Here is a 25,163-nt window from a genome sequence, read left to right as displayed (position 1 = left end):
TTTTGTTTTGCCCCTCCCAGTTTTCATTTCATCTAATGATAATCCTTGCGAAACGTTTCGATGGCGATCACATTTTCGTAACGTCGCGGTGGTTTTCTGTCCACTCTTCGCACTACACTTATCTCCAGCGAAACGTTTCGCTAGTGGGGAAAGAAAATGAAGAAAGGCACGGTACTCAACTCTGAAATTTCATCGGTGATCTCCCGTCTGGGGCATACCGATACGCTGGTGGTGTGTGATGCAGGTTTACCCATCCCGAACAGCACAACGCGTATCGATATGGCATTAACCCAGGGCGTACCTTCTTTTATGCAGGTACTGGATGTGGTCACACGTGAAATGCAGGTCGAGGCGGCCATTCTCGCGTCGGAAATTAAACAACATAATCCGCAACTCCACGAAACGTTGCTCAGCCACATTGAGCAACTGCAACAACACCAGGGAAACACCATAGAAATTCGTTACACCACGCATGAACAATTCAAAAAACAAACCGCAGACAGTCAGGCGGTAATTCGCAGCGGAGAGTGTTCTCCGTATGCGAATATTATTCTCTGTGCTGGCGTCACGTTCTGAGGCCATCATGAACGCATTACTGCAACTCAAAGGGATCGATAAAGCGTTCCCGGGCGTAAAAGCGCTATCCGGCGCCGCGCTGAATGTCTACCCAGGCCGCGTAATGGCGCTGGTGGGCGAAAACGGCGCGGGTAAATCCACCATGATGAAGGTGCTGACCGGAATCTACACCCGTGATGCCGGTTCCTTATTGTGGCTGGGGAAAGAGACCACCTTTAACGGCCCGAAATCCTCCCAGGAAGCCGGAATCGGTATCATCCACCAGGAGCTGAACCTGATCCCGCAACTCACTATCGCTGAAAACATTTTTCTCGGTCGTGAGTTTGTGAATCGCTTTGGCAAAATTGACTGGAAGAAGATGTACGCCGAAGCCGATCTGCTGCTCGCCAAACTCAATCTGCGCTTTAAAAGCGACAGGCTGGTCGGTGAGCTGTCGATTGGCGATCAGCAGATGGTCGAAATTGCTAAAGTGCTGAGCTTTGAATCGAAGGTCATCATTATGGATGAACCGACGGATGCCCTCACCGATACTGAAACCGAATCCCTGTTCCGCGTCATTCGCGAACTGAAATCCCAGGGACGCGGCATTGTCTATATTTCTCACCGCATGAAAGAGATCTTCGAGATTTGCGACGACGTAACCGTCTTCCGCGATGGGCAGTTTATTGCCGAGCGTGAAGTCGCATCGCTTACCGAAGACTCGCTGATTGAAATGATGGTGGGACGTAAGCTGGAAGATCAGTACCCGCGTCTGGAAAAAGCGCCGGGTGATATTCGCCTGAAGGTCGATAATCTGTGCGGTCCTGGCGTAAACGATGTGTCATTCACGCTGCGTAAAGGCGAGATCCTTGGCGTATCGGGGCTGATGGGGGCCGGACGTACCGAGCTGATGAAAGTGTTGTACGGCGCATTGCCACGCACCAGCGGCTACGTCACGCTTGATGGCCATGAAGTGGTTACCCGTTCGCCGCAGGATGGACTGGCTAACGGCATCGTCTATATTTCTGAAGACCGTAAACGCGATGGTTTAGTGCTCGGCATGTCGGTGAAAGAGAACATGTCACTGACCGCGCTGCGCTATTTCAGCCGTGCAGGCGGAAGCCTTAAACATAAAGATGAGCAGCAGGCGGTAGGGGATTTTATTCGCCTGTTCAATGTTAAAACGCCATCGATGGAACAGGCTATCGGCCTGCTCTCCGGCGGTAACCAGCAGAAAGTGGCGATTGCGCGCGGTCTGATGACCCGGCCAAAAGTGCTGATCCTTGATGAACCAACGCGCGGCGTTGACGTTGGGGCCAAGAAAGAAATCTATCAGCTTATCAACCAGTTTAAGGCCGATGGGCTGAGTATCATTCTGGTCTCTTCTGAGATGCCAGAAGTATTGGGCATGAGCGATCGAATTATCGTTATGCATGAAGGGCATCTCGGCGGTGAATTCACTCGCGAGCAGGCCACTCAGGAAGTATTAATGGCTGCCGCTGTGGGCAAGCTTAATCGCGTGAATCAGGAGTAAAAAAGATGACTACCCAGGCTGTTTCTGGTCGCCGTTATTTCACTAAAGCATGGCTTCTGGAGCAAAAGTCGCTCATCGCTCTGTTAGTGCTGATCGCGATTGTTTCCACCATGAGCCCTAACTTTTTTACCGTTAATAACCTGTTCAACATTCTTCAGCAAACGTCGGTGAACGCCATCATGGCGGTTGGCATGACGCTGGTTATCCTGACGTCGGGTATCGATCTGTCCGTCGGTTCATTGCTGGCGCTGACCGGTGCGGTTGCGGCTTCGATTGTAGGGATTGAAGTCAATGCGCTGGTGGCTGTTGCTGCGGCCCTGGCGCTCGGCGCTGCCATTGGCGCGGTGACCGGAGTGATTGTCGCGAAAGGTCGCGTGCAGGCGTTTATCGCGACTCTGGTTATGATGCTGCTGCTGCGCGGTGTGACCATGGTCTACACCAACGGCAGTCCGGTAAACACCGGGTTTACTGACAATGCCGATCTGTTTGGCTGGTTCGGGATTGGTCGTCCGTTAGGCGTCCCTACGCCGGTGTGGATCATGGGGATTGTCTTCCTCGCGGCGTGGTACATGCTGCACCACACGCGTCTGGGGCGTTATATCTATGCGCTGGGCGGTAACGAAGCGGCAACGCGTCTGTCCGGTATCAGCGTCAGTAAAATCAAAATTATCGTTTACTCACTGTGCGGCCTGCTGGCATCACTGGCGGGCATCATTGAAGTTGCGCGCCTCTCCTCTGCGCAACCGACGGCAGGTACTGGCTATGAGTTGGATGCTATCGCTGCGGTGGTATTAGGCGGAACTAGCCTGGCGGGTGGTAAAGGACGAATTGTTGGGACGCTGATCGGCGCATTGATTCTTGGTTTCCTCAATAATGGGTTGAATTTGTTAGGTGTATCCTCCTATTACCAGATGATCGTCAAAGCGGTGGTGATTTTGCTGGCGGTACTGGTAGACAACAAAAAGCAGTAACAACGATTACAGGACATCTTAAATATGAACATGAAAAAACTGGCTACCCTGGTTTCTGCTGTTGCGCTGAGCGCCACCGTGAGTGCGAATGCGATGGCGAAAGATACCATTGCGCTGGTGGTCTCCACCCTCAATAACCCGTTCTTTGTTTCTCTGAAGGATGGGGCGCAAAAAGAGGCGGATAAGCTGGGTTACAACCTGGTGATTCTGGACTCGCAGAACAACCCGGCGAAAGAGCTGGCTAACGTTCAGGACTTAACGGTTCGTGGAACTAAAATTCTGCTGATCAACCCAACCGACTCTGATGCCGTTGGTAATGCTGTGAAGATGGCTAACCAGGCAAAAATTCCGGTTATTACCCTTGACCGTGTTGCCTCCAAAGGCGAAGTGGTAAGCCACATTGCGTCTGATAACGTGTTGGGCGGCAAAATTGCGGGTGATTACATCGCGAAGAAAGCTGGTGAAGGCGCAAAAGTTATCGAACTGCAGGGGATTGCCGGAACTTCAGCGGCGCGTGAGCGTGGCGAAGGTTTCCAGCAGGCCGTTGCGGCACACAAATTTAACGTACTGGCCAGCCAGCCGGCAGACTTCGACCGCACTAAAGGTTTGAACGTCATGCAGAACCTGCTGACTGCGCATCCTGATGTGCAGGCCGTATTTGCTCAGAACGATGAAATGGCGCTGGGTGCGCTGCGCGCACTGCAAACCGCGGGTAAATCTGATGTGATGGTGGTTGGATTTGACGGCACTCCAGATGGCGAAAAAGCAGTAAATGATGGCAAACTGGCTGCGACCATTGCTCAGTTGCCGGATCAGATCGGCGCGAAAGGCGTTGAGACTGCGGATAAAGTCCTGAAAGGCGAGAAGGTTCAGGCTAAATATCCGGTTGACCTGAAGCTGGTCATCAAGCAGTAATACCGATTCAGGTCGCTCGCGGCCTGATGGAGACATAAATACGCCATCCCCGTATCTGGTTTTGGGGATGAAAGCGTAAAAAGAAAAGCAGGGCACGCGCCACCCTAACCCGGTGGCGCACTTTGACTTGGAACACCAAATATGAAAACCGCAGGCAACCTCGTTGTTCTTGGCAGTATCAATGCCGATCACATCCTTAACCTTAACTCTTTCCCGACACCTGGTGAAACCGTAACCGGTAGTCATTATCAGGTCGCATTTGGCGGTAAAGGCGCGAATCAGGCTGTTGCTGCGGGTCGTAGTGGCGCGAATATCGCATTCATTGCCTGTACGGGCGATGATGATATTGGCGAAAGTGTGCGTAAACAGTTAGCCAAAGACAACATTGATATTGCGCCGATTAGCGTAATTTCGGGGGAATCGACCGGTGTTGCGTTGATTTTTGTGAATGGTGAAGGTGAGAACGTTATCGGCATTCATGCCGGAGCTAACGCAGCTCTTTCGCCAGCGCTGGTGGAAGCACAGCATGAGCGTATTGCGCAGGCGTCCGCTTTGCTGATGCAGCTAGAGTCGCCGATCGAAAGCGTTCTGGCTGCGGCAAAGATTGCACATCAAAATAAGACCATGGTCGCCCTAAACCCGGCTCCGGCACGTGAACTTTCTGACGAGCTGTTGGCGCTGGTAGATATTATTACCCCGAATGAAACCGAGGCTGAAAAGCTGACGGGGATCCGGGTTGAAAATGATGAAGACGCGGCCAAAGCGGCGCAGGCATTGCATGCTAAAGGAATCCATACTGTACTGATTACCTTAGGGAGTCGCGGTGTGTGGGCCAGCGTGAATGGCGAAGGTCAGCGAGTGCCCGGTTTTAAAGTGGAAGCCGTTGATACTATTGCCGCCGGAGACACCTTTAATGGCGCGTTAATTACAGCGTTACTGGAAGAGACTCCACTGCCTGAAGCGATCCGTTTTGCGCATGCCGCTGCGGCGATTGCGGTTACCCGTAAAGGTGCACAGCCTTCCGTTCCGTGGCGCGAAGAAATAGAAGCGTTTTTAAGTCAACAGAGGTAACGCTTGGCTACAATGAAGGACGTCGCCCGCCTGGCGGGTGTTTCCACGTCGACGGTTTCTCACGTCATTAATAAAGATCGCTTTGTCAGTGAGTCTGTCACTGACAAAGTAGAAGCTGCGATTAAAGCGCTTAACTACGCTCCCTCCGCGCTGGCGCGTAGCCTCAAGTTAAACCAGACCCGCACGATTGGCATGTTAATCACTGCCAGTACCAATCCCTTCTATTCTGAGCTGGTGCGCGGCGTTGAACGTAGCTGTTTTGAGCGCGGCTACAGCCTGGTGCTGTGCAATACCGAAGGCGATGAACAGCGCATGAACCGTAATCTGGAAACGCTGATGCAAAAACGCGTGGATGGCTTGCTGCTGCTCTGCACGGAAACACATCAGCCTTCCAGAGAGATAATGCAGCGTTATCCTTCTATACCGACCGTGATGATGGACTGGTCGCCCTTTGATGGTGAAAGCGATCTGATTCAGGATAACTCCCTGCTGGGCGGGGATTTAGCCACGCAGCATCTTATCGAAAAAGGTTTTACGCGCATTGCTTGCATCACCGGGCCGTTGGATAAAACCCCGGCGCGTTTGCGTCTGGAAGGATATCGAGCGGCAATGAAGCGGGCGGGCTTGCCTGTCCCGGAAGGCTACGAGATTACCGGTGACTTTGAGTTTGGTGGCGGCTTTGAAGCTATGCAAACGTTGCTGTCGCATAAACAGCGACCGCAGGCCGTTTTTACCGGCAATGATGCAATGGCTGTTGGCGCGTATCAGGCTCTGTACCAGTCGGGATTGCGCATTCCGCAGGATATGGCGGTGGTGGGTTATGATGATATCGAGCTGGCGCGCTATATGACGCCTCCGCTGACGACCATACATCAACCAAAAGATGAATTGGGCGAACTGGCCATCGATGTATTAATCCATCGGATGGCCCAGCCCGCATTACAACAACAGCGTTTACAGCTTACTCCTGTTTTGATGGAGCGGGGGTCGGTTTAGGTTTGTGCCGATCTTTGATCAGGTTACGTCCATCTTTAGCTTTTAGCAGCATGAACATCAGCGCGGATATTACCGTGATAGCGCCCATCGTCATAAAGGTGTAATGGAACTGCTCGACCGTATTGGTTCCTTCCATACCTTCATAGATACGCAGAACGGCGGCGCTGATGGCAACCCCTAAACTGATTGATAACTGCTGAGTAACGGCCAATACGCTGTTGCCGCTGCTGGCGTTTTCATCGGTCAGATCCGCCAGAGTGATAGTATTCATTGAGGTAAACTGGGTGGACATCGCCATACCTAAAATGAACAGCGGCAGGATCAGCATCCAGACCGGCATGGCAGGAGATTGCAAAGCGAACTGCGCAATCATCAGGCCGATAAAAACCGTAACACCCACCAATGTGGTCCTGTAGCCGAGTTTGCGCAGAACCTGCGTCACCATGGATTTTGCCAGAATTGAACCCAACGCCGTTGGCGCCATCATACAACCGGCTATCAGAGCCGGATATCCAAAGCCTACCTGCAACATCAGCGGCATTAAGAAGGGCACGCAGCCTGTGCCCAGGCGAGTGGCGAGGTTGCCGGCGATCCCAACAGAAAAGGTTCGAGTCTTAAATATCGGAAGAGATATAAGTGGCGTTGGGTGACGACGAGCATGGCGAATATAGGCGAGTAGTAACAACACACTGGCAAGAATAATACCGAGTGCGATCCAGGTAGCGACAAGCTTCTCACCGAACAATTCAACGCCGCTGGAAAACAACACCAGGCTCAAACCAAACAGAAAGAAACCGGTCATATCAAAACCGCGGCGTGGGGTGGTGAAGTTCGGCATATATTTGCGGGCATAGAAGATACCGGCAATGCCAATTGGAATATTAATAAGGAAGATCCAGTGCCAACTGGCCCATGTAACCAGTACACCGCCCAATACCGGACCTAAAATCGGCCCCACAAGTCCAGGCATGGTGACGAAGTTAAGCACGGGAAGCAGTTCACTGCGAGGGTAGGCACGCAATAACGCCAGACGGGCAACGGGCATCATCATGGCGCCACCGATCCCCTGAATGACACGGAAAATCACCAGCTCGCTTAGGGAGCTGGACAGCGCACAGGCCAGCGATCCCAACGTAAACAGGCTAACAGCAATCATAAAGACGCGTCGGGTACCAAATCGGTCTGCCAACCAACCACTTACCGGGATCAGCATCGCGACCGTCAGGGTATAGCTGATAATGGCCGACTGCATGGCGAGCGGAGAGCGGTTAAGACTATGTGCTATTGCTGGTAGGGCGGTATTGAGGATAGTGGCGTCTAGTGCCTGCATAAAAAAGGCCATGGCTGCTATCCACGGTAGCCCGGCCATACTGCGTGATTTCTTTTCCGACATATTATTTATCCGGTAGCACGTTCGGTGCTATCAGCAATGCCTGACAAGCAGCAAAGGCGCGATCGCCATCGTTATCATCTATTGCATCGACAATGGCCTGGTGCAAATCCAGTTTCACCACATCGTTATAGGTAATAGAGGTAAAGTAGGTCTGGTAAACCGAATGGAACAGAGATGCAAAGGAAATAAGGAACGGATTCGCACTCATTTCATAGATGTGTTCATGCCAGGCGATATCAACCTCAATCCAGCGTTCGCGTCTGAAGTTTCTTTTCAGCTCGACCATCTCTTCCATCAGCGTGTTGAGGTGCGCTTTCTGTTCAGCCGTACCAATAGTCGCCGCCAGTAAACACGCCTGAGGCTCCAGGCTGATACGCATCACCAGAAAATGTTTAATGACCTGCGGGAAATTATCTTCCGTCATCCACCAGGTGAGCAGTTCCTGGTCGAGGAAGTTCCAGTTTGCTTGCGGCATGACGCGTGTGCCGATACGTGGGCGTGGTAATACCATACCTTTTGCCGTTAACGTTTTTACCGCCTCTCTTACCGCGGTGCGACTCACACCAAACTGATCGCCCAGCTCTATTTCGCCAGGCAATATAGCGCCCGGCGCGTATTCACCTTTTAATATTCGCTGAGCCAGCTTTTCGGCCAGAACGTAGGACAAGTTTTTCTGTGCGGCTAGCTGTTGGGCATTTAATGGCATGAATGTTCTTCCTTACTCTTTTTCTTATTCATTAGTATGCCACCTGGAAGTGTGATTGCGGCTGCAAAAACGGCAATTTGCTTATTTTATGGCATGTTAATGGTTGTTTTGGTGAAAAAACACGCACTCAGAAAGTTATTTTAAATTTCCCCTTGTCAGCCTGAAATAACTCCCTATAATGCGCCTCCACTGACACGGAACAACGGATTACAAGCCGCCGGGTCAGCGGGGTTCCACTGAGAACTCCGGCGAAGAAAGCGAAATTAAATGCTTGACTTCGTAGCGGGATGGCGTAATATGCACACCCCGCGCCGCTGAGAAAAAGCGAAGCGGCACTGCTCTTTAACAATTTATCAGACAATCTGTGTGGGCACTCGAAGATACGGATTCTTAACGTCGCAAGACGAAAAATGAATACCAAGTCTCTGAGTGAACATACGTAATTCATTACGAAGTTTAATTCACGAGCATCAAACTTAAATTGAAGAGTTTGATCATGGCTCAGATTGAACGCTGGCGGCAGGCCTAACACATGCAAGTCGAACGGTAGCACAGAGGAGCTTGCTCCTTGGGTGACGAGTGGCGGACGGGTGAGTAATGTCTGGGAAACTGCCCGATGGAGGGGGATAACTACTGGAAACGGTAGCTAATACCGCATAACGTCGCAAGACCAAAGAGGGGGACCTTCGGGCCTCTTGCCATCGGATGTGCCCAGATGGGATTAGCTAGTAGGTGGGGTAACGGCTCACCTAGGCGACGATCCCTAGCTGGTCTGAGAGGATGACCAGCCACACTGGAACTGAGACACGGTCCAGACTCCTACGGGAGGCAGCAGTGGGGAATATTGCACAATGGGCGCAAGCCTGATGCAGCCATGCCGCGTGTATGAAGAAGGCCTTCGGGTTGTAAAGTACTTTCAGCGAGGAGGAAGGCGTTGTGGTTAATAACCTCAGCGATTGACGTTACTCGCAGAAGAAGCACCGGCTAACTCCGTGCCAGCAGCCGCGGTAATACGGAGGGTGCAAGCGTTAATCGGAATTACTGGGCGTAAAGCGCACGCAGGCGGTCTGTCAAGTCGGATGTGAAATCCCCGGGCTCAACCTGGGAACTGCATCCGAAACTGGCAGGCTAGAGTCTTGTAGAGGGGGGTAGAATTCCAGGTGTAGCGGTGAAATGCGTAGAGATCTGGAGGAATACCGGTGGCGAAGGCGGCCCCCTGGACAAAGACTGACGCTCAGGTGCGAAAGCGTGGGGAGCAAACAGGATTAGATACCCTGGTAGTCCACGCCGTAAACGATGTCGACTTGGAGGTTGTGCCCTTGAGGCGTGGCTTCCGGAGCTAACGCGTTAAGTCGACCGCCTGGGGAGTACGGCCGCAAGGTTAAAACTCAAATGAATTGACGGGGGCCCGCACAAGCGGTGGAGCATGTGGTTTAATTCGATGCAACGCGAAGAACCTTACCTACTCTTGACATCCAGAGAACTTAGCAGAGATGCTTTGGTGCCTTCGGGAACTCTGAGACAGGTGCTGCATGGCTGTCGTCAGCTCGTGTTGTGAAATGTTGGGTTAAGTCCCGCAACGAGCGCAACCCTTATCCTTTGTTGCCAGCGGTCCGGCCGGGAACTCAAAGGAGACTGCCAGTGATAAACTGGAGGAAGGTGGGGATGACGTCAAGTCATCATGGCCCTTACGAGTAGGGCTACACACGTGCTACAATGGCATATACAAAGAGAAGCGACCTCGCGAGAGCAAGCGGACCTCATAAAGTATGTCGTAGTCCGGATTGGAGTCTGCAACTCGACTCCATGAAGTCGGAATCGCTAGTAATCGTGGATCAGAATGCCACGGTGAATACGTTCCCGGGCCTTGTACACACCGCCCGTCACACCATGGGAGTGGGTTGCAAAAGAAGTAGGTAGCTTAACCTTCGGGAGGGCGCTTACCACTTTGTGATTCATGACTGGGGTGAAGTCGTAACAAGGTAACCGTAGGGGAACCTGCGGTTGGATCACCTCCTTACCTTAAAGAACCTGCCTTTGAAGTGCTCACACAGATTGTCTGATGAAAAGTAAATAGCAAGGCGTCTTGCGATTGAGACTTATACGTCCCCTTCGTCTAGAGGCCCAGGACACCGCCCTTTCACGGCGGTAACAGGGGTTCGAATCCCCTAGGGGACGCCACTTGCTGGTATGTGTGAGTGAAAGTCGCCGACCCCAATATCTCAAAACTTACCTTCGGGTGACGTTTGAGATATTTGCTCTTTAAAAATCTGGATCAAGCTGAAAATTGAAACGACACACTGTTTCATTTCTCCGTAATAAGAAATGAAAAGCGGTGTGTTCGAGTCTCTCAAATTTTCGCAACACGGTGGTGTTTTACGAAACATCTTCGGGTTGTGAGGTTAAGCGACTAAGCGTACACGGTGGATGCCCTGGCAGTCAGAGGCGATGAAGGACGTGCTAATCTGCGATAAGCGTCGGTAAGGTGATATGAACCGTTATAACCGGCGATTTCCGAATGGGGAAACCCAGTGTGTTTCGACACACTATCATTACGTGAATACATAGCGTAATGAAGCGAACCGGGGGAACTGAAACATCTAAGTACCCCGAGGAAAAGAAATCAACCGAGATTCCCCCAGTAGCGGCGAGCGAACGGGGAGCAGCCCAGAGTCTGAATCAGCTTGTGTGTTAGTGGAACGGTCTGGAAAGTCCGACGGTACAGGGTGATAGTCCCGTACACCAAAATGCACAGGTTGTGAACTCGAAGAGTAGGGCGGGACACGTGGTATCCTGTCTGAATATGGGGGGACCATCCTCCAAGGCTAAATACTCCTGACTGACCGATAGTGAACCAGTACCGTGAGGGAAAGGCGAAAAGAACCCCGGCGAGGGGAGTGAAAAAGAACCTGAAACCGTGTACGTACAAGCAGTGGGAGCCTCTTTATGGGGTGACTGCGTACCTTTTGTATAATGGGTCAGCGACTTATATTCTGTAGCAAGGTTAACCGTATAGGGGAGCCGAAGGGAAACCGAGTCTTAACTGGGCGTTAAGTTGCAGGGTATAGACCCGAAACCCGGTGATCTAGCCATGGGCAGGTTGAAGGTTGGGTAACACTAACTGGAGGACCGAACCGACTAATGTTGAAAAATTAGCGGATGACTTGTGGCTGGGGGTGAAAGGCCAATCAAACCGGGAGATAGCTGGTTCTCCCCGAAAGCTATTTAGGTAGCGCCTCGTGAACTCATCTTCGGGGGTAGAGCACTGTTTCGGCTAGGGGGTCATCCCGACTTACCAACCCGATGCAAACTGCGAATACCGAAGAATGTTATCACGGGAGACACACGGCGGGTGCTAACGTCCGTCGTGAAGAGGGAAACAACCCAGACCGCCAGCTAAGGTCCCAAAGTCATGGTTAAGTGGGAAACGATGTGGGAAGGCACAGACAGCCAGGATGTTGGCTTAGAAGCAGCCATCATTTAAAGAAAGCGTAATAGCTCACTGGTCGAGTCGGCCTGCGCGGAAGATGTAACGGGGCTAAACCATGCACCGAAGCTGCGGCAGCGACACTATGTGTTGTTGGGTAGGGGAGCGTTCTGTAAGCCGTTGAAGGTGTACTGTGAGGTATGCTGGAGGTATCAGAAGTGCGAATGCTGACATAAGTAACGATAATGCGGGTGAAAAACCCGCACGCCGGAAGACCAAGGGTTCCTGTCCAACGTTAATCGGGGCAGGGTGAGTCGACCCCTAAGGCGAGGCCGAAAGGCGTAGTCGATGGGAAACAGGTTAATATTCCTGTACTTGGTGTTACTGCGAAGGGGGGACGGAGAAGGCTATGTTAGCCGGGCGACGGTTGTCCCGGTTTAAGCATGTAGGCGGAGGTTCCAGGTAAATCCGGTACCTTTTAACGCTGAGGTGTGATGACGAGGCACTACGGTGCTGAAGTAACAAATGCCCTGCTTCCAGGAAAAGCCTCTAAGCATCAGGTAACACGAAATCGTACCCCAAACCGACACAGGTGGTCAGGTAGAGAATACCAAGGCGCTTGAGAGAACTCGGGTGAAGGAACTAGGCAAAATGGTGCCGTAACTTCGGGAGAAGGCACGCTGATATGTAGGTGAAGTGATTTACTCATGGAGCTGAAATCAGTCGAAGATACCAGCTGGCTGCAACTGTTTATTAAAAACACAGCACTGTGCAAACACGAAAGTGGACGTATACGGTGTGACGCCTGCCCGGTGCCGGAAGGTTAATTGATGGGGTTATCCGTAAGGAGAAGCTCTTGATCGAAGCCCCGGTAAACGGCGGCCGTAACTATAACGGTCCTAAGGTAGCGAAATTCCTTGTCGGGTAAGTTCCGACCTGCACGAATGGCGTAATGATGGCCAGGCTGTCTCCACCCGAGACTCAGTGAAATTGAACTCGCTGTGAAGATGCAGTGTACCCGCGGCAAGACGGAAAGACCCCGTGAACCTTTACTATAGCTTGACACTGAACACTGGTCCTTGATGTGTAGGATAGGTGGGAGGCTTTGAAGTGTGGACGCCAGTCTGCATGGAGCCATCCTTGAAATACCACCCTTTAATGGCTGGTGTTCTAACGTGGACCCGTAATCCGGGTTGCGGACAGTGTCTGGTGGGTAGTTTGACTGGGGCGGTCTCCTCCTAAAGAGTAACGGAGGAGCACGAAGGTTAGCTAATCCTGGTCGGACATCAGGAGGTTAGTGCAAAGGCATAAGCTAGCTTGACTGCGAGAGTGACGGCTCGAGCAGGTGCGAAAGCAGGTCTTAGTGATCCGGTGGTTCTGAATGGAAGGGCCATCGCTCAACGGATAAAAGGTACTCCGGGGATAACAGGCTGATACCGCCCAAGAGTTCATATCGACGGCGGTGTTTGGCACCTCGATGTCGGCTCATCACATCCTGGGGCTGAAGTAGGTCCCAAGGGTATGGCTGTTCGCCATTTAAAGTGGTACGCGAGCTGGGTTTAGAACGTCGTGAGACAGTTCGGTCCCTATCTGCCGTGGGCGCTGGAGAATTGAGGGGGGCTGCTCCTAGTACGAGAGGACCGGAGTGGACGCATCACTGGTGTTCGGGTTGTCATGCCAATGGCATTGCCCGGTAGCTAAATGCGGAAGAGATAAGTGCTGAAAGCATCTAAGCACGAAACTTGCCCCGAGATGAGTTCTCCCTGAGACTACAAGTCTCCTGAAGGAACGTTGAAGACGACGACGTTGATAGGTCGGGTGTGTAAGCGTAGCGATACGTTGAGCTAACCGATACTAATGAACCGTGAGGCTTAACCTTACAACGCCGAAGATGTTTTGGCGAAGAGACGAGATTCAGCTTGATACAGATTACATCGACATGCCAGGGCGTGTTGATAAACAGAATTTGCCTGGCGGCTGTAGCGCGGTGGTCCCACCTGACCCCATGCCGAACTCAGAAGTGAAACGCCGTAGCGCCGATGGTAGTGTGGGGTCTCCCCATGCGAGAGTAGGGAACTGCCAGGCATCAAATTGCAGTAAACCGGGATGAAGAATCCGGGTAGTGACAAAGAAATTCGGTGGAGCGGTAGTTCAGTTGGTTAGAATACCTGCCTGTCACGCAGGGGGTCGCGGGTTCGAGTCCCGTCCGTTCCGCCACTTATTAGAAAATTAAGCCTGCTTAGTAGCAGGCTTAATGATAAGAAAATTTAGGGGCGTAGCTCAGTTGGTAGAGCACCGGTCTCCAAAACCGGGTGTCGCGAGTTCGAGTCTCTCCGCCCCTGCCAGAAACAATCCTTAGCATTCTTGCTAAGGATTTTTTTTATCTGCAATTTGCGCTGTGCCTTCCAGTTGTTTTATTCCCGGCATCCTTGCCCGTATTTTCTTTAATCTTCCAGAATATTCGTTCTCAGCAAGTCGCAAATCAGTGCATGTTTATCGCTGTTTTGCAGCCAAACTGCATATAACGGGCGCGAAAGGGTTGTACTGTCAGTAACCGTATGGAGATCGCTTTTACCTTTAGCCCAACTGACCGGAAGCCAGCTAAAGCCTCTAAGGACTGAAAGTTGCTGCCTGGCCAATTCTGCCGAACTGGTGGTGAGTACCGGCACTTCATCTCCCGCAATCAATCCCGCTTCGTGTTGCTGAAAGTCAGGTCCCCATTCCAGACGCAGATAATTCAGTTCATCCTTGGTTTGCGAAGGAGAACTGCAATAGAGCGCCAGCGTGAAATATCCCAACAGTTGGCTGCTAAATTCGTCCATTTTGGGCGTTTCGGTAGTAATCAGTAGATCAAGCTGTCGTTCATGGAGCTGTTTTACTAACGACTGTCGCTGAGCGATCCTCGCTTCAAACTGCAGGCTGGATTGCGGCTCCTGGGATTGGTACAAACGCCCCAGCCAGCCATTAAGCATGCATTCCCAGAGGGATGCGCTGGCACCAATAGAAAACTCGTTATGCCGCGAGGTATTCGCAACCTCCTTACGTGCGGCTTGCCACGTATTCATCAGCGTTTCAGCGTAAGGCAGTAATTTTTCACCTGCAGCGGTTAAACGGATATTGTTTCTGTGTCGGGTGAACAGGTTTACACCCAATTGATTTTCCAGTTGTCTGATCCGGAAACTAACCGCTGATTGGGTCAGATAGAGCGCTTCAGCAGCTCTGCCAAAGTGGCGTGTCCGGCTAACTTCCAGGAAAGTTTTTAACAATTCCGTATCCACAACTCGCTCCATAAAATTATTTGTCGTTATGATTTAAATCTTTTGTTTGACGCTCTGTCAAGCGTAACTAATACTCCGCGCCATAAATAGCTCGGCCAAAGAATTAGGAGCGTGCAGGATGGCGGAAAGCTTTACGACGACTAATCGATATTTCGATAATAAATATTATCCCCGCGGATTCTCCCGTCATGGTGATTTCACCATTAAAGAAGCACAACTGCTTGAGCGTCACGGTTATGCTTTCAACGAGCTGGATCTGGGCAAGCGTGAGCCGGTAACGGAAGAAGAAAAACTGTTTGTTGCGGTATGCCGTGGTGAGCGCGAACCGGTTACCGAAGCTGAACGTGTGTGGTCCAAATACATGACGCGCATTAAGCGTCCAAAACGCTTCCACACGCTGTCAGGCGGGAAACCTCAGGTGGAAGGTGCGGAAGACTACACCGAATCTGATGATTAATAAAAAAGGGCGAAAGCCCTTTTTTTATGCCAGTAGTTTTTGCAAATGAATGAGTAATCTGTCTATCGCCCGATACCCAACAGCCTCCTGTAAGTGCTGGCGAGAGATATGGTCAGATTGTTCTATATCCGCGATCGTTCGAGCAACCTTTATCAGGCGTAACCAGGCGCGGATAGATAATCCGAGATGCGCGAGCGTTTCTTCAAGCCACTGTGCATCGTCGCTGCGCAGTGGACAGTATTTATGGATATCCTGACTGTCCAGATGCGCGTTTAACTTATTTTGTCGTCGATACTGACGATCTCGCGCTGCCATAACACGTTGCTTCACCGTTGCGCTATCTTCCCCTTTTACCTGGTTCTGGCTGAGTATCCCGGGCGGTGGCAAAGGGATTTCGAGAGAGAGATCGAAGCGGTCAAGAAATGGACCGGATAATCGATTGAGGTAGCGTAGCGTCTGCTCTGGGGTACAGCGGTTATGGTTCCCCTGATAATGGCCTGTTGGGCTGGGATTCATGGCGGCTATGAGTTGAAAGCGAGCGGGATAGGTGATTTTTGCTCTGGTGCGGGATAGATGTATCTGTCCGGACTCAATGGGTTCGCGCAGTGCATCCAGCGTGCGCCGCTCAAACTCGGGTAGTTCATCCAGAAATAGTATGCCGTTATGCGCCAGAGAGATCTCGCCTGGCGCAGGAATAGAGCCTCCACCGACCATGGCGGTTAATGAAGCACTGTGATGCGGAGAGCGAAAAGGGCGTTGTTTCCACTGTTTCTGTAGCGTGTCGGAATTGACCAGACTAAGAATCGCGGCGCTTTCCAGTGCCTCATCGTTACTCAGTGGCGGAAGCAATCCTCTCAGGCGACTGGCCAGCATGGTCTTACCCGTACCCGGAGGGCCGATGAGTAAGAGGTTATGACCGCCAGCTGCGGTAAGCTCCAGCCCACGTTTACCCTGTTCCTGGCCGATAACATCGCTCAGATCATCTGCTAATGCGCAGGGGGTAAAATCTGCCGATGATGGTTTGTCTAAATCATGCTTACCTTCGAGGAATGCGCATACTGCCTGTAGATGATCGGCTATCAGGCACCCTTCACCCTGTATTAGTCCAACTTCAGCTGCATTCTCTTTTGCGACAATAATTCTCCTGCCTGCGCGAATGGCTTCGGTTGCACTTGATATCGCACCGGGAACGCCGCGTAACGCGCCTGTAAGCGCTAATTCGCCTACCAGCTCATATGTATCGAGATTATGGGTAGTAAGCTGCTCAGAAGCGGCCAGAAGCGCAACTGCGATAGGTAAATCGTATCGTCCCCCTTCTTTTGGGAGATCGGCCGGAGCGAGGTTTATGGTTATCTTCTTTGCCGGGAATTCATAACCGCTATTAATTACCGCACTGCGAACCCGATCGCGGGCCTCTTTTACCGTTGTTTCGGGTAATCCCACCATGGTTAAACCAGGCAAACCATTGCTGATATGTACCTCGATGGTAATGGCTGGCGCATTCACGCCCAGCGCAGCGCGTGTGTGAACAATCGATAGTGACATAAGCCCTCCTGATGAAAGCATTATGTCGCAATACATCGCGGCAAGATTTCACATAATTACGGTTTTTAGAGGCTTATTCCCGTGTTTTTATGTGGCTCAACACTGATTACATTAAGTCTGGAATAGCGCTCGCAAACGCTTTTGCATGGCGTTTTTAATAGGGAGTGGGTTGCCGAGAATCACCTGAAACGTGAAATATTTTCACCTTTGATTTTTTGTTTAAAAAACAACGATATTTATCTAAACCGTTAACGTCGTCAGAAAAACGAATAAAAAAATATCTTGTGTCATTTGCAAATTCTATGGTAACTCTTTAGGTATTCCTTCGAACAAGATGCAAGAAAATACAAAAATGACAGCCCTTCTACGAGTGATTAGCCTGGTCGTGATTAGCGTGGTGGTGATTATTATCCCACCGTGCGGGGCTGCACTTGGACGAGGAAAGGCTTAGAAAACAAGCCTTAACGAACTAAGACCCCCGCACCGAAAGGTTCGGGGGTTTTTTTTGACCTTAAAAACATACACGAGGAGCAGAAAGTGAACGGTAGCATAAAATTCTGTTTCTCAAGATTTACGGCGGGGATGTAACTATGAATGGGGCACAGTGGGTGGTACATGCGTTGCGTGCACAAGGGGTTCAAACCGTCTTTGGTTATCCTGGTGGCGCAATTATGCCGGTTTACGATGCGTTATATGACGGCGGCGTAGAACACCTGTTGTGCCGACACGAGCAGGGCGCGGCAATGGCAGCAATTGGCTATGCCCGTGCGACCGGTAAAACCGGCGTGTGTATCGCCACTTCCGGGCCTGGTGCTACCAACCTGATCACGGGCCTTGCCGATGCGCTGTTAGATTCAGTTCCTGTGGTGGCGATCACCGGCCAGGTGGCATCACCTTTCATCGGAACGGATGCGTTCCAGGAAGTGGACGTTCTGGGTATGTCTCTGTCCTGCACCAAACACAGTTTCCTGGTGCAGTCACTGGAAGAGCTGCCGCGCATCATGGCTGAAGCTTTCGCTGTAGCGAATTCCGGTCGTCCGGGGCCGGTTCTGGTTGATATCCCGAAAGACATCCAATTGGCCAGCGGTACGCTGGAGCCGTATTTTACGACAGTCAAAAACGTAGAGGTTTTCCCGCACGCTGACGTTGAGCAGACGCGTAAAATGCTGGCACAAGCGCAGAAACCTATCCTGTACGTAGGTGGTGGCGTTGGTATGGCGCAGGCGGTCCCGGCCCTGCGTGAATTTATCGCGGTAACCCAAATGCCGGTCGCCTGCACGTTGAAGGGGCTGGGCGCAGTAGAGGCTGACTACCCATACTATTTGGGTATGTTGGGAATGCACGGCACTAAAGCGGCAAATTTCGCGGTGCAAGAATGTGATTTACTGATTGCAGTGGGCGCGCGTTTTGATGACCGGGTGACCGGCAAGCTGAATACCTTCGCACCAAACGCCAGCGTGATCCACATGGATATCGACCCTGCGGAAATGAACAAGCTGCGCCAGGCGCACGTAGCATTGCAGGGTGATTTAAATTCTCTGCTGCCGGCATTGCAGCAATCGCTGAAGATTGACGCATGGCGTCAGCATAGTGCTGAACTGCGCACAGAGCATACCTGGCGCTATGATCATCCCGGTGAGGCTATCTACGCACCACTGTTGTTGAAGCAGTTGTCCGATCGCAAACCCGTGGACAGCGTAGTGACAACGGATGTTGGCCAGCATCAGATGTGGTCGGCGCAGCATATGACCTACACCCGCCCGGAAAATTTTATCACCTCGAGCGGCCTGGGTACGATGGGCTTTGGCTTGCCAGCAGCGGTTGGCGCGCAGGTTGCTCGCCCGAACGATACGGTAATCTGTATCTCCGGTGACGGTTCCTTCATGATGAATGTACAGGAGCTCGGCACCGTAAAACGCAAGCAGTTGCCGCTGAAGATAGTTTTACTCGACAACCAGCGGTTAGGCATGGTGCGACAATGGCAGCAGCTGTTTTTCCAAGAACGTTATAGCGAAACCACCCTTACCGATAACCCCGATTTCCTCATGTTGGCCAGCGCCTTCGGCATACCAGGTCAACACATCACCCGTAAAGACCAGGTTGAAGCGGCACTCGACACCATGCTGAACAGCGAGGGGCCATACCTGCTTCATGTCTCAATCGACGAACTTGAGAATGTCTGGCCTCTGGTACCGCCAGGTGCCAGTAACTCAGAAATGCTGGAGAAATTATCATGATGCAACATCAGGTCGCCGTTGAGGCTCGGTTCAATCCGGAAACGTTAGAACGTGTTTTACGCGTGGTACGCCATCGCGGTTTTCAGGTGTGCTCCATGAATATGGAAGCCGCCAGCGATGCGCAGAATATAAATATCGAATTGACCGTTGCCAGCCCCCGGTCGGTCGACTTACTGTTTAGTCAGTTAAGTAAACTGGTAGACGTTGCACATGTTGCTATCTGCCAGAGCACAACCACATCACAACAAATCCGCGCCTGAGCGCAAAAGGAAGAAAAATGACGACGAAAAAAGCTGATTACATTTGGTCTAATGGCGAGATGATTCGTTGGGAAGACGCTAAGGTTCACGTGATGTCCCACGCGCTGCACTACGGTACTTCTGTATTTGAAGGCATCCGTTGCTACGATTCTCACAAAGGGCCGGTGGTGTTCCGTCATCGTGAACATATGCAGCGTCTGCGTGATTCAGCCAAGATCTATCGTTTTCCGGTTTCTCAGAGCGTTGATGAGCTGATGGAAGCTTGCCGTGAGGTGATTCGTAAAAATAATCTGACCAGCGCCTATATCCGTCCGCTGGTGTTTGTTGGCGACGTGGGGATGGGCGTTAACCCGCCAGCGGGATACACCACTGACGTGATCATCGCTGCGTTCCCGTGGGGCGCTTACCTTGGTGCTGAAGCGCTGGAACAGGGGATCGACGCGATGGTTTCTTCCTGGAACCGCGTTGCGCCGAACACCATCCCTACAGCGGCTAAAGCGGGCGGTAACTATCTGTCTTCACTGCTGGTGGGTAGTGAAGCGCGTCGTCATGGCTATCAGGAAGGCATTGCGCTGGATGTGAATGGTTACATCTCTGAAGGCGCGGGTGAAAACCTGTTTGAAGTAAAAGACGGCATTCTGTTTACCCCGCCGTTTACCTCTTCTGCACTGCCGGGTATCACCCGTGACGCGATCATTAAGCTGGCGAAAGATCTCGATATCGAAGTGCGTGAGCAGGTGCTGTCCCGTGAATCGTTGTACCTGGCCGACGAAGTGTTCATGTCCGGTACCGCGGCCGAAATCACTCCAGTACGCAGCGTCGATGGTATCCAGGTGGGTGAAGGCCGCTGCGGTCCGGTCACCAAACGCATCCAGCAGGCCTTCTTTGGCCTCTTCACTGGTGAAACGGAAGATAAATACGGCTGGTTGGATCAGGTTAATCAATAAACATAAATTTGGGACGGCACGCACCGTCCCAATTATTAGACAGACGGGAGTTAATCAAGCATGCCTAAGTATCGTTCTGCTACCACCACCCACGGCCGCAATATGGCGGGTGCCCGCGCACTGTGGCGCGCCACCGGGATGACCGATGATGATTTCGGTAAACCGATTATCGCTGTGGTGAACTCTTTTACCCAGTTTGTGCCGGGTCACGTCCACCTGCGCGATCTCGGTAAACTGGTTGCCGAACAAATCGAAGCCTCAGGCGGCGTGGCGAAAGAGTTCAACACCATTGCTGTGGATGATGGTATCGCCATGGGGCACGGTGGCATGCTGTATTCACTGCCGTCGCGCGAGCTGATCGCCGATTCAGTGGAGTACATGGTTAACGCCCACTGCGCCGATGCGATGGTCTGTATCTCTAACTGCGACAAAATCACCCCTGGGATGTTAATGGCCTCTTTGCGCCTGAATATTCCGGTGATCTTTGTTTCCGGCGGTCCGATGGAAGCCGGGAAAACCAAGCTCTCTGACCAAATCATCAAGCTCGACTTGGTTGATGCCATGATTCAGGGCGCTGACCCGAAAGTCTCCGACTCACAAAGCGAGCAGGTTGAACGTTCCGCCTGTCCAACCTGCGGCTCCTGTTCCGGCATGTTCACCGCCAACTCGATGAACTGCCTGACCGAAGCGCTGGGCCTGTCGCAGCCGGGTAACGGTTCGCTGTTGGCGACTCACGCCGACCGTAAAACGCTGTTCCTTAACGCGGGTAAACGCATCGTCGAGCTGACCAAACGCTATTACGAGCAGGATGATGCCTCCGCCCTGCCGCGCAACATTGCCAGCAAGGCGGCGTTTGAGAATGCCATGACGTTGGATATCGCCATGGGCGGCTCCACCAACACCGTTCTGCACCTGCTGGCGGCAGCGCAGGAAGCGGAAATCGACTTCACCATGAGTGATATCGACAAGCTGTCCCGCAAAGTCCCACAGCTGTGTAAAGTTGCGCCGAGCACGCAGAAATACCATATGGAAGACGTGCACCGCGCAGGCGGCGTACTGGGTATTTTAGGCGAACTGGATCGTGCCGGACTGCTGAACCGCGACGTGAAAAACGTGCTGGGTCTGACTCTGCCGCAAACGCTTGATCGGTATGACGTGATGTTGACCAAAGACGACGCGGTGAAAAAAATGTTCCGCGCCGGACCGGCGGGCATCCGTACCACCCAGGCGTTCTCGCAGGACTGCCGTTGGGATACGCTGGATGACGACCGCGCTGAAGGCTGCATCCGCTCGCTGGAACATGCTTACAGCAAAGATGGCGGTCTGGCTGTCCTGTACGGTAACTTTGCGGAAAACGGCTGTATCGTAAAAACTGCAGGCGTGGATGACAGTATCCTGAAATTCACCGGCCCGGCAAAAGTGTATGAAAGCCAGGACGATGCGGTTGAAGCAATCCTCGGTGGTAAAGTGGTGGCTGGCGACGTGGTTGTCATTCGCTATGAAGGGCCGAAAGGCGGGCCAGGCATGCAGGAAATGCTCTACCCAACCACCTTCCTGAAATCGATGGGCCTCGGCAAGGCTTGTGCGCTGATTACCGATGGTCGTTTCTCCGGCGGTACTTCGGGGCTTTCCATCGGTCACGTTTCTCCGGAAGCGGCCAGCGGCGGTAATATCGCGATTATCGAAGATGGTGACATGATTGCCATCGATATCCCGAATCGTGGCATTCAACTGCAACTGAGTGATGCGGAAATCGCTGCGCGCCGTGAAGCGCAGGAAGCTCGCGGTGACAAAGCCTGGACGCCAAAAGATCGTCAACGTCAGGTCTCCTTTGCACTGCGCGCCTACGCCAGCCTGGCAACCAGTGCCGACAAAGGTGCGGTGCGCGATAAGTCGAAGCTCGGGGGATAATGACCATGGCGGATTCACAACCTCTATCCGGTGCTCCTGAAGGCGCTGAGTATCTCAGAGCGGTACTGCGTGCGCCGGTATACGAAGCGGCACAGGTAACGCCGCTACAGAAAATGGAAAAGCTCTCTTCGCGCCTCGATAACGTCATTCTGGTGAAGCGCGAAGACCGTCAACCCGTTCACAGTTTCAAGCTACGCGGTGCCTATGCCATGATGGCGGGCTTGACCGAAGAGCAAAAAGCGCATGGGGTCATCACCGCATCGGCGGGTAATCATGCTCAGGGTGTCGCGTTCTCTTCTGCGCGATTAGGCGTGAAGGCGCTGATTGTCATGCCAACGGCTACCGCCGATATCAAAGTCGATGCCGTTCGCGGCTTCGGCGGAGAAGTGCTGTTGCACGGCGCGAATTTTGATGAAGCCAAAGCCAAAGCGATTGAACTGTCACAGCAGCAGGGTTTTACCTGGGTTCCACCGTTTGATCATCCGATGGTGATTGCCGGGCAGGGCACGCTGGCGCTGGAGCTGCTCCAGCAGGACGCTCATCTCGATCGCGTATTCGTGCCTGTTGGTGGTGGCGGATTAGCGGCAGGTGTTGCGGTGCTGATTAAACAGCTGATGCCGCAAATCAAAGTGATTGCCGTGGAAGCGGAAGATTCGGCCTGCCTGAAGGCGGCGCTGGTTGCCGGTCATCCGGTGGATCTGCCGCGTGTGGGTCTCTTTGCCGAAGGCGTAGCGGTGAAACGTATTGGCGATGAAACCTTCCGTCTGTGCCAGGAATATCTCGACGATATTATCACTGTCGATAGCGATGCTATTTGTGCGGCAATGAAAGACCTGTTCGAGGATGTACGTGCGGTGGCTGAGCCTTCCGGGGCGCTGGCGCTGGCGGGGATGAAAAAATACATCGCCCAGCACAATATTCGCGGTGAACGTCTGGCGCACGTGTTGTCCGGTGCGAACGTTAACTTCCACGGCTTGCGCTACGTTTCCGAACGTTGCGAGCTGGGGGAACAACGTGAAGCCCTGCTGGCGGTGACCATCCCGGAAGAGAAGGGAAGTTTCCTGAAGTTCTGCCAGCTGTTGGGTGGCCGTTCGGTAACGGAGTTTAACTACCGCTTTGCCGATGCGAAAGACGCCTGCATTTTTGTCGGTGTACGCCTGAGCCGTGGGCTGGAAGAGCGTAAGGAAATCCTGCAACTGCTCAACGAGGGCGGCTACAGCGTGGTGGATCTGTCTGATGACGAGATGGCGAAGCTACACGTGCGCTATATGGTCGGTGGACGTCCGTCGAAACCCTTACAGGAACGTCTCTACAGCTTCGAATTTCCTGAATCGCCGGGGGCGTTGCTCAAATTTCTGCATACCCTGGGGACGCACTGGAATATTTCATTGTTCCACTATCGCAGTCACGGTACCGACTATGGTCGCGTACTGGCGGCGTTTGAGTTGGGGGAACACGAGCCTGATTTTGAAACGCGGCTAAATGAACTGGGTTATGACTGTCACGATGAAACGCATAACCCAGCGTTCAGGTTCTTCCTTGCGGGTTAACAACAGCCATTAAAAAAGGGTTCATGTAAAAACATGAACCCTTTTTGCTACTGTATCAGCAGATTACAGCGTGATAACGTCGAATTCGACTTCGGTGTTCACGTCAGCGTCGTAGTCCACGCCGTCGAGACCAAAACCGAACAGGTTCAGGAATTCCTGCTTGTAGCCTGCATAATCGGTTTCTTGCGCCAGGTTTTCGGTGGTGATCAGCGGCCACAGGTCGCGACATGCCTGCTGAATGTCATCACGCAGTTCCCAGTCATCCATACGGATACGCTGGTTGTCATCAAGCGCCACTTTGTCACCGTACAGGCTGGTGGTCATCAGACGGTTGATTTGCTCGATACAACCTTCATGAATCCCCTGTGCTTTCATCAGCTTGAAGACCATGGAGATGTACAGCGGCATCACTGGAATGGCGGAAGACGCCTGAGTGATAACGGATTTCAGTACGGCAACGTTCGCGGAACCGTTCAGCGGAGCCAGCTGGTTACGCAGTTCGCCCGCGGCGCGATCAAGGTCTTCTTTCGCTTTGCCCAGCGCGCCGTGCCAGTAGATTGGCCAGGTCAGGTCGGTACCGATGTAGGAGTAGGCTACGGTTTTCACTCCGTCAGCCAGCACGCCCGCTTCGCTCAGCGCGCCCATCCACAGTTCCCAGTCCTCGCCGCCCATTACGGTAACGGTGTTCTGCACTTCTTCTTCGGTTGCCGGCTCAATGCTGGCGGTGATGATCTGATCTTTGTTGGTATCGATCGCTTTAGAAGTGTAAACCTCACCGATTGGCTTCAGCGCAGAACGGACGATTTCACCGGTTTTCGGCATTTTACGCACTGGGGAAGCCAGTGAATAAACGACCAGGTCAATCTGACCCAGGTCTTCTTTTATCAGTTTGATCACTTCATCACGGCATTCGTCAGAGAACGCATCGCCGTTGATGCTTTTGGCGTACAGACCTTCACGCTTAGCTGCTTCATCGAAAGCGGCAGAGTTATACCAGCCCGCGGAGCCCGGTTTGGTATCCGTGCCCGGTTTTTCGAAAAATACGCCGATAGTGGCGGCTCCGCTGCCAAAGGCGGCAGAAATTCTGGAAGCCAGACCGTAACCGGTGGAAGCACCGATCACCAGCACGCGGGACGGGCCGTTCTCTATTTTCCCGTTCTGCTTAACATACTCGATCTGCTTTTCCACGTTGACTTTGCAGCCAGTCGGATGGGTCGTTGTACAGATGAATCCACGAATTTTTGGTTTGATTATCATAATGATGGCTAATTAAGTTTGTATTTTCGCTGTCAAGTGCGCAATGACACCGTCTGTTCTGGCCTGCTTAACGCGATGGTTAACAAGCCCCCCACTACAATGGATCACGACATTATACAGAAAAGGAGCGCCAATACTGAATCTACCACTGAT

18 protein-coding genes, 3 tRNA genes and 3 rRNA genes are annotated in these 25,163 nt (G+C 52.4%); 19 read left to right on the top strand and 5 right to left on the bottom strand.

Annotation, left to right across the window (positions count from 1 at the left end; translation table 11 throughout):
• Positions 1-156 precede the first annotated feature (156 nt).
• The 6 genes from rbsD to rbsR all read left to right on the top strand — a co-directional run bounded on the left by rbsD (position 157) and on the right by rbsR (position 6,042).
• Positions 157-576, top strand: a complete 420-nt coding sequence (gene rbsD, locus SK33_RS23510; protein ID WP_003023766.1) for a D-ribose pyranase — start codon at positions 157-159, stop codon at positions 574-576.
• A 7-nt stretch (positions 577-583) separates the two neighbouring features.
• Positions 584-2,089 carry a ribose ABC transporter ATP-binding protein RbsA gene (gene rbsA, locus SK33_RS23505; protein ID WP_003023764.1) on the top strand — a complete coding sequence of 502 codons (1,506 nt, stop codon included), beginning with the start codon at positions 584-586 and terminating at the stop codon, positions 2,087-2,089.
• A gap of 5 nt (positions 2,090-2,094) precedes the next feature.
• Positions 2,095-3,060 (top strand): ribose ABC transporter permease, encoded by a 966-nt coding sequence (rbsC, locus tag SK33_RS23500; RefSeq protein ID WP_003023762.1) that lies wholly within the window; start codon positions 2,095-2,097, stop codon positions 3,058-3,060.
• A gap of 24 nt (positions 3,061-3,084) precedes the next feature.
• Positions 3,085-3,975, top strand: a complete 891-nt coding sequence (gene rbsB, locus SK33_RS23495; protein WP_003023760.1) for a ribose ABC transporter substrate-binding protein RbsB — start codon at positions 3,085-3,087, stop codon at positions 3,973-3,975.
• A 141-nt stretch (positions 3,976-4,116) separates the two neighbouring features.
• Positions 4,117-5,046 carry a ribokinase gene (gene rbsK, locus SK33_RS23490; RefSeq protein WP_003023758.1) on the top strand — a complete coding sequence of 310 codons (930 nt, stop codon included), beginning with the start codon at positions 4,117-4,119 and terminating at the stop codon, positions 5,044-5,046.
• 3 nt (positions 5,047-5,049) lie between these two features.
• Positions 5,050-6,042, top strand: a complete 993-nt coding sequence (gene rbsR / locus SK33_RS23485; RefSeq protein ID WP_003023757.1) for a ribose operon transcriptional repressor RbsR — start codon at positions 5,050-5,052, stop codon at positions 6,040-6,042.
• On the opposite strand, the gene mdtD is transcribed toward rbsR, so the two are convergent.
• Both mdtD and SK33_RS23475 read right to left on the bottom strand, forming a co-directional pair.
• A complete protein-coding gene (mdtD, locus tag SK33_RS23480; protein ID WP_003023755.1) occupies positions 6,008-7,435 on the bottom strand; it encodes a multidrug transporter subunit MdtD in 1,428 nt (475 codons plus the stop codon). The two genes, rbsR and mdtD, sit on opposite strands and share 35 nt — an antisense overlap.
• Before the next feature lies 1 nt (position 7,436).
• The gene (locus tag SK33_RS23475; RefSeq protein ID WP_003023753.1) at positions 7,437-8,141 is read right to left on the bottom strand and encodes a FadR/GntR family transcriptional regulator; all 705 of its coding nucleotides are present in this window, start codon (positions 8,139-8,141) and stop codon (positions 7,437-7,439) included.
• A gap of 478 nt (positions 8,142-8,619) precedes the next feature.
• Here SK33_RS23475 and SK33_RS23470 point away from each other — a divergent pair.
• The 6 genes from SK33_RS23470 to SK33_RS23445 all read left to right on the top strand — a co-directional run bounded on the left by SK33_RS23470 (position 8,620) and on the right by SK33_RS23445 (position 13,913).
• Positions 8,620-10,161: ribosomal RNA gene (locus SK33_RS23470) — 16S ribosomal RNA — on the top strand.
• Positions 10,162-10,246: 85 nt separating this feature from the next.
• Positions 10,247-10,322, top strand: a tRNA-Glu gene (locus SK33_RS23465).
• 219 nt (positions 10,323-10,541) lie between these two features.
• A 23S ribosomal RNA gene (locus SK33_RS23460) occupies positions 10,542-13,447 on the top strand.
• 90 nt (positions 13,448-13,537) lie between these two features.
• Positions 13,538-13,653: ribosomal RNA gene (gene rrf / locus SK33_RS23455) — 5S ribosomal RNA — on the top strand.
• Together the 16S, 23S and 5S rRNA genes with 3 tRNA genes alongside form the textbook arrangement of a ribosomal RNA operon.
• 55 nt (positions 13,654-13,708) lie before the next feature.
• Positions 13,709-13,785: transfer RNA gene (locus SK33_RS23450), tRNA-Asp, on the top strand.
• Between the two features lie 52 nt (positions 13,786-13,837).
• Positions 13,838-13,913, top strand: a tRNA-Trp gene (locus SK33_RS23445).
• A 99-nt stretch (positions 13,914-14,012) separates the two neighbouring features.
• Here SK33_RS23445 and hdfR read toward each other — a convergent pair.
• Positions 14,013-14,858: an HTH-type transcriptional regulator HdfR gene (gene hdfR, locus SK33_RS23440; protein ID WP_085952510.1), complete on the bottom strand. Its 846-nt coding sequence runs from the start codon at positions 14,856-14,858 to the stop codon at positions 14,013-14,015.
• Between the two features lie 106 nt (positions 14,859-14,964).
• On the opposite strand from hdfR, the gene maoP reads away from it, so the two are divergent.
• Positions 14,965-15,303 (top strand): macrodomain Ori organization protein MaoP, encoded by a 339-nt coding sequence (gene maoP, locus SK33_RS23435; RefSeq protein WP_003018025.1) that lies wholly within the window; start codon positions 14,965-14,967, stop codon positions 15,301-15,303.
• 24 nt (positions 15,304-15,327) lie between these two features.
• Here the strand turns inward: maoP and SK33_RS23430 are convergent, their stop codons facing one another.
• Complete coding sequence (locus SK33_RS23430; protein ID WP_048220131.1) at positions 15,328-16,848, bottom strand: YifB family Mg chelatase-like AAA ATPase; 1,521 nt, start codon at positions 16,846-16,848, stop codon at positions 15,328-15,330.
• Between the two features lie 352 nt (positions 16,849-17,200).
• On the opposite strand from SK33_RS23430, the gene ilvL reads away from it, so the two are divergent.
• From ilvL to ilvA, 6 genes are all read left to right on the top strand, one after another.
• A complete protein-coding gene (ilvL, locus tag SK33_RS23425) occupies positions 17,201-17,299 on the top strand; it encodes an ilv operon leader peptide (RefSeq protein ID WP_001311244.1) in 99 nt (32 codons plus the stop codon).
• A gap of 139 nt (positions 17,300-17,438) precedes the next feature.
• On the top strand, positions 17,439-19,085 hold the full coding sequence (gene ilvG, locus SK33_RS23420; protein WP_048220132.1) for an acetolactate synthase 2 catalytic subunit: 1,647 nt from the start codon (positions 17,439-17,441) through the stop codon (positions 19,083-19,085).
• Entirely contained in the window at positions 19,082-19,345 is a 264-nt protein-coding gene (gene ilvM, locus SK33_RS23415; RefSeq protein WP_003018017.1) for an acetolactate synthase 2 small subunit, read from the top strand. The genes ilvG and ilvM overlap by 4 nt, the downstream gene beginning before the upstream one ends.
• Before the next feature lie 17 nt (positions 19,346-19,362).
• Positions 19,363-20,292, top strand: coding sequence for a branched-chain amino acid transaminase (locus SK33_RS23410; RefSeq protein WP_003018014.1), 930 nt, complete (start codon positions 19,363-19,365; stop codon positions 20,290-20,292).
• Positions 20,293-20,352: 60 nt separating this feature from the next.
• Positions 20,353-22,203, top strand: coding sequence for a dihydroxy-acid dehydratase (ilvD, locus tag SK33_RS23405; protein ID WP_003844609.1), 1,851 nt, complete (start codon positions 20,353-20,355; stop codon positions 22,201-22,203).
• A gap of 5 nt (positions 22,204-22,208) precedes the next feature.
• Positions 22,209-23,753 carry a threonine ammonia-lyase, biosynthetic gene (gene ilvA / locus SK33_RS23400; RefSeq protein ID WP_048220153.1) on the top strand — a complete coding sequence of 515 codons (1,545 nt, stop codon included), beginning with the start codon at positions 22,209-22,211 and terminating at the stop codon, positions 23,751-23,753.
• Between the two features lie 63 nt (positions 23,754-23,816).
• Here the strand turns inward: ilvA and fabV are convergent, their stop codons facing one another.
• A complete protein-coding gene (gene fabV / locus SK33_RS23395; protein WP_048220134.1) occupies positions 23,817-25,010 on the bottom strand; it encodes an enoyl-ACP reductase FabV in 1,194 nt (397 codons plus the stop codon).
• Positions 25,011-25,163: the final 153 nt, after the last annotated feature.

The organism is Citrobacter sp. MGH103 (genome assembly GCF_001034475.2).
GTDB lineage: Bacteria > Pseudomonadota > Gammaproteobacteria > Enterobacterales > Enterobacteriaceae > Citrobacter > Citrobacter freundii.
This window is presented reverse-complemented; position numbering and strand designations above follow the sequence as displayed.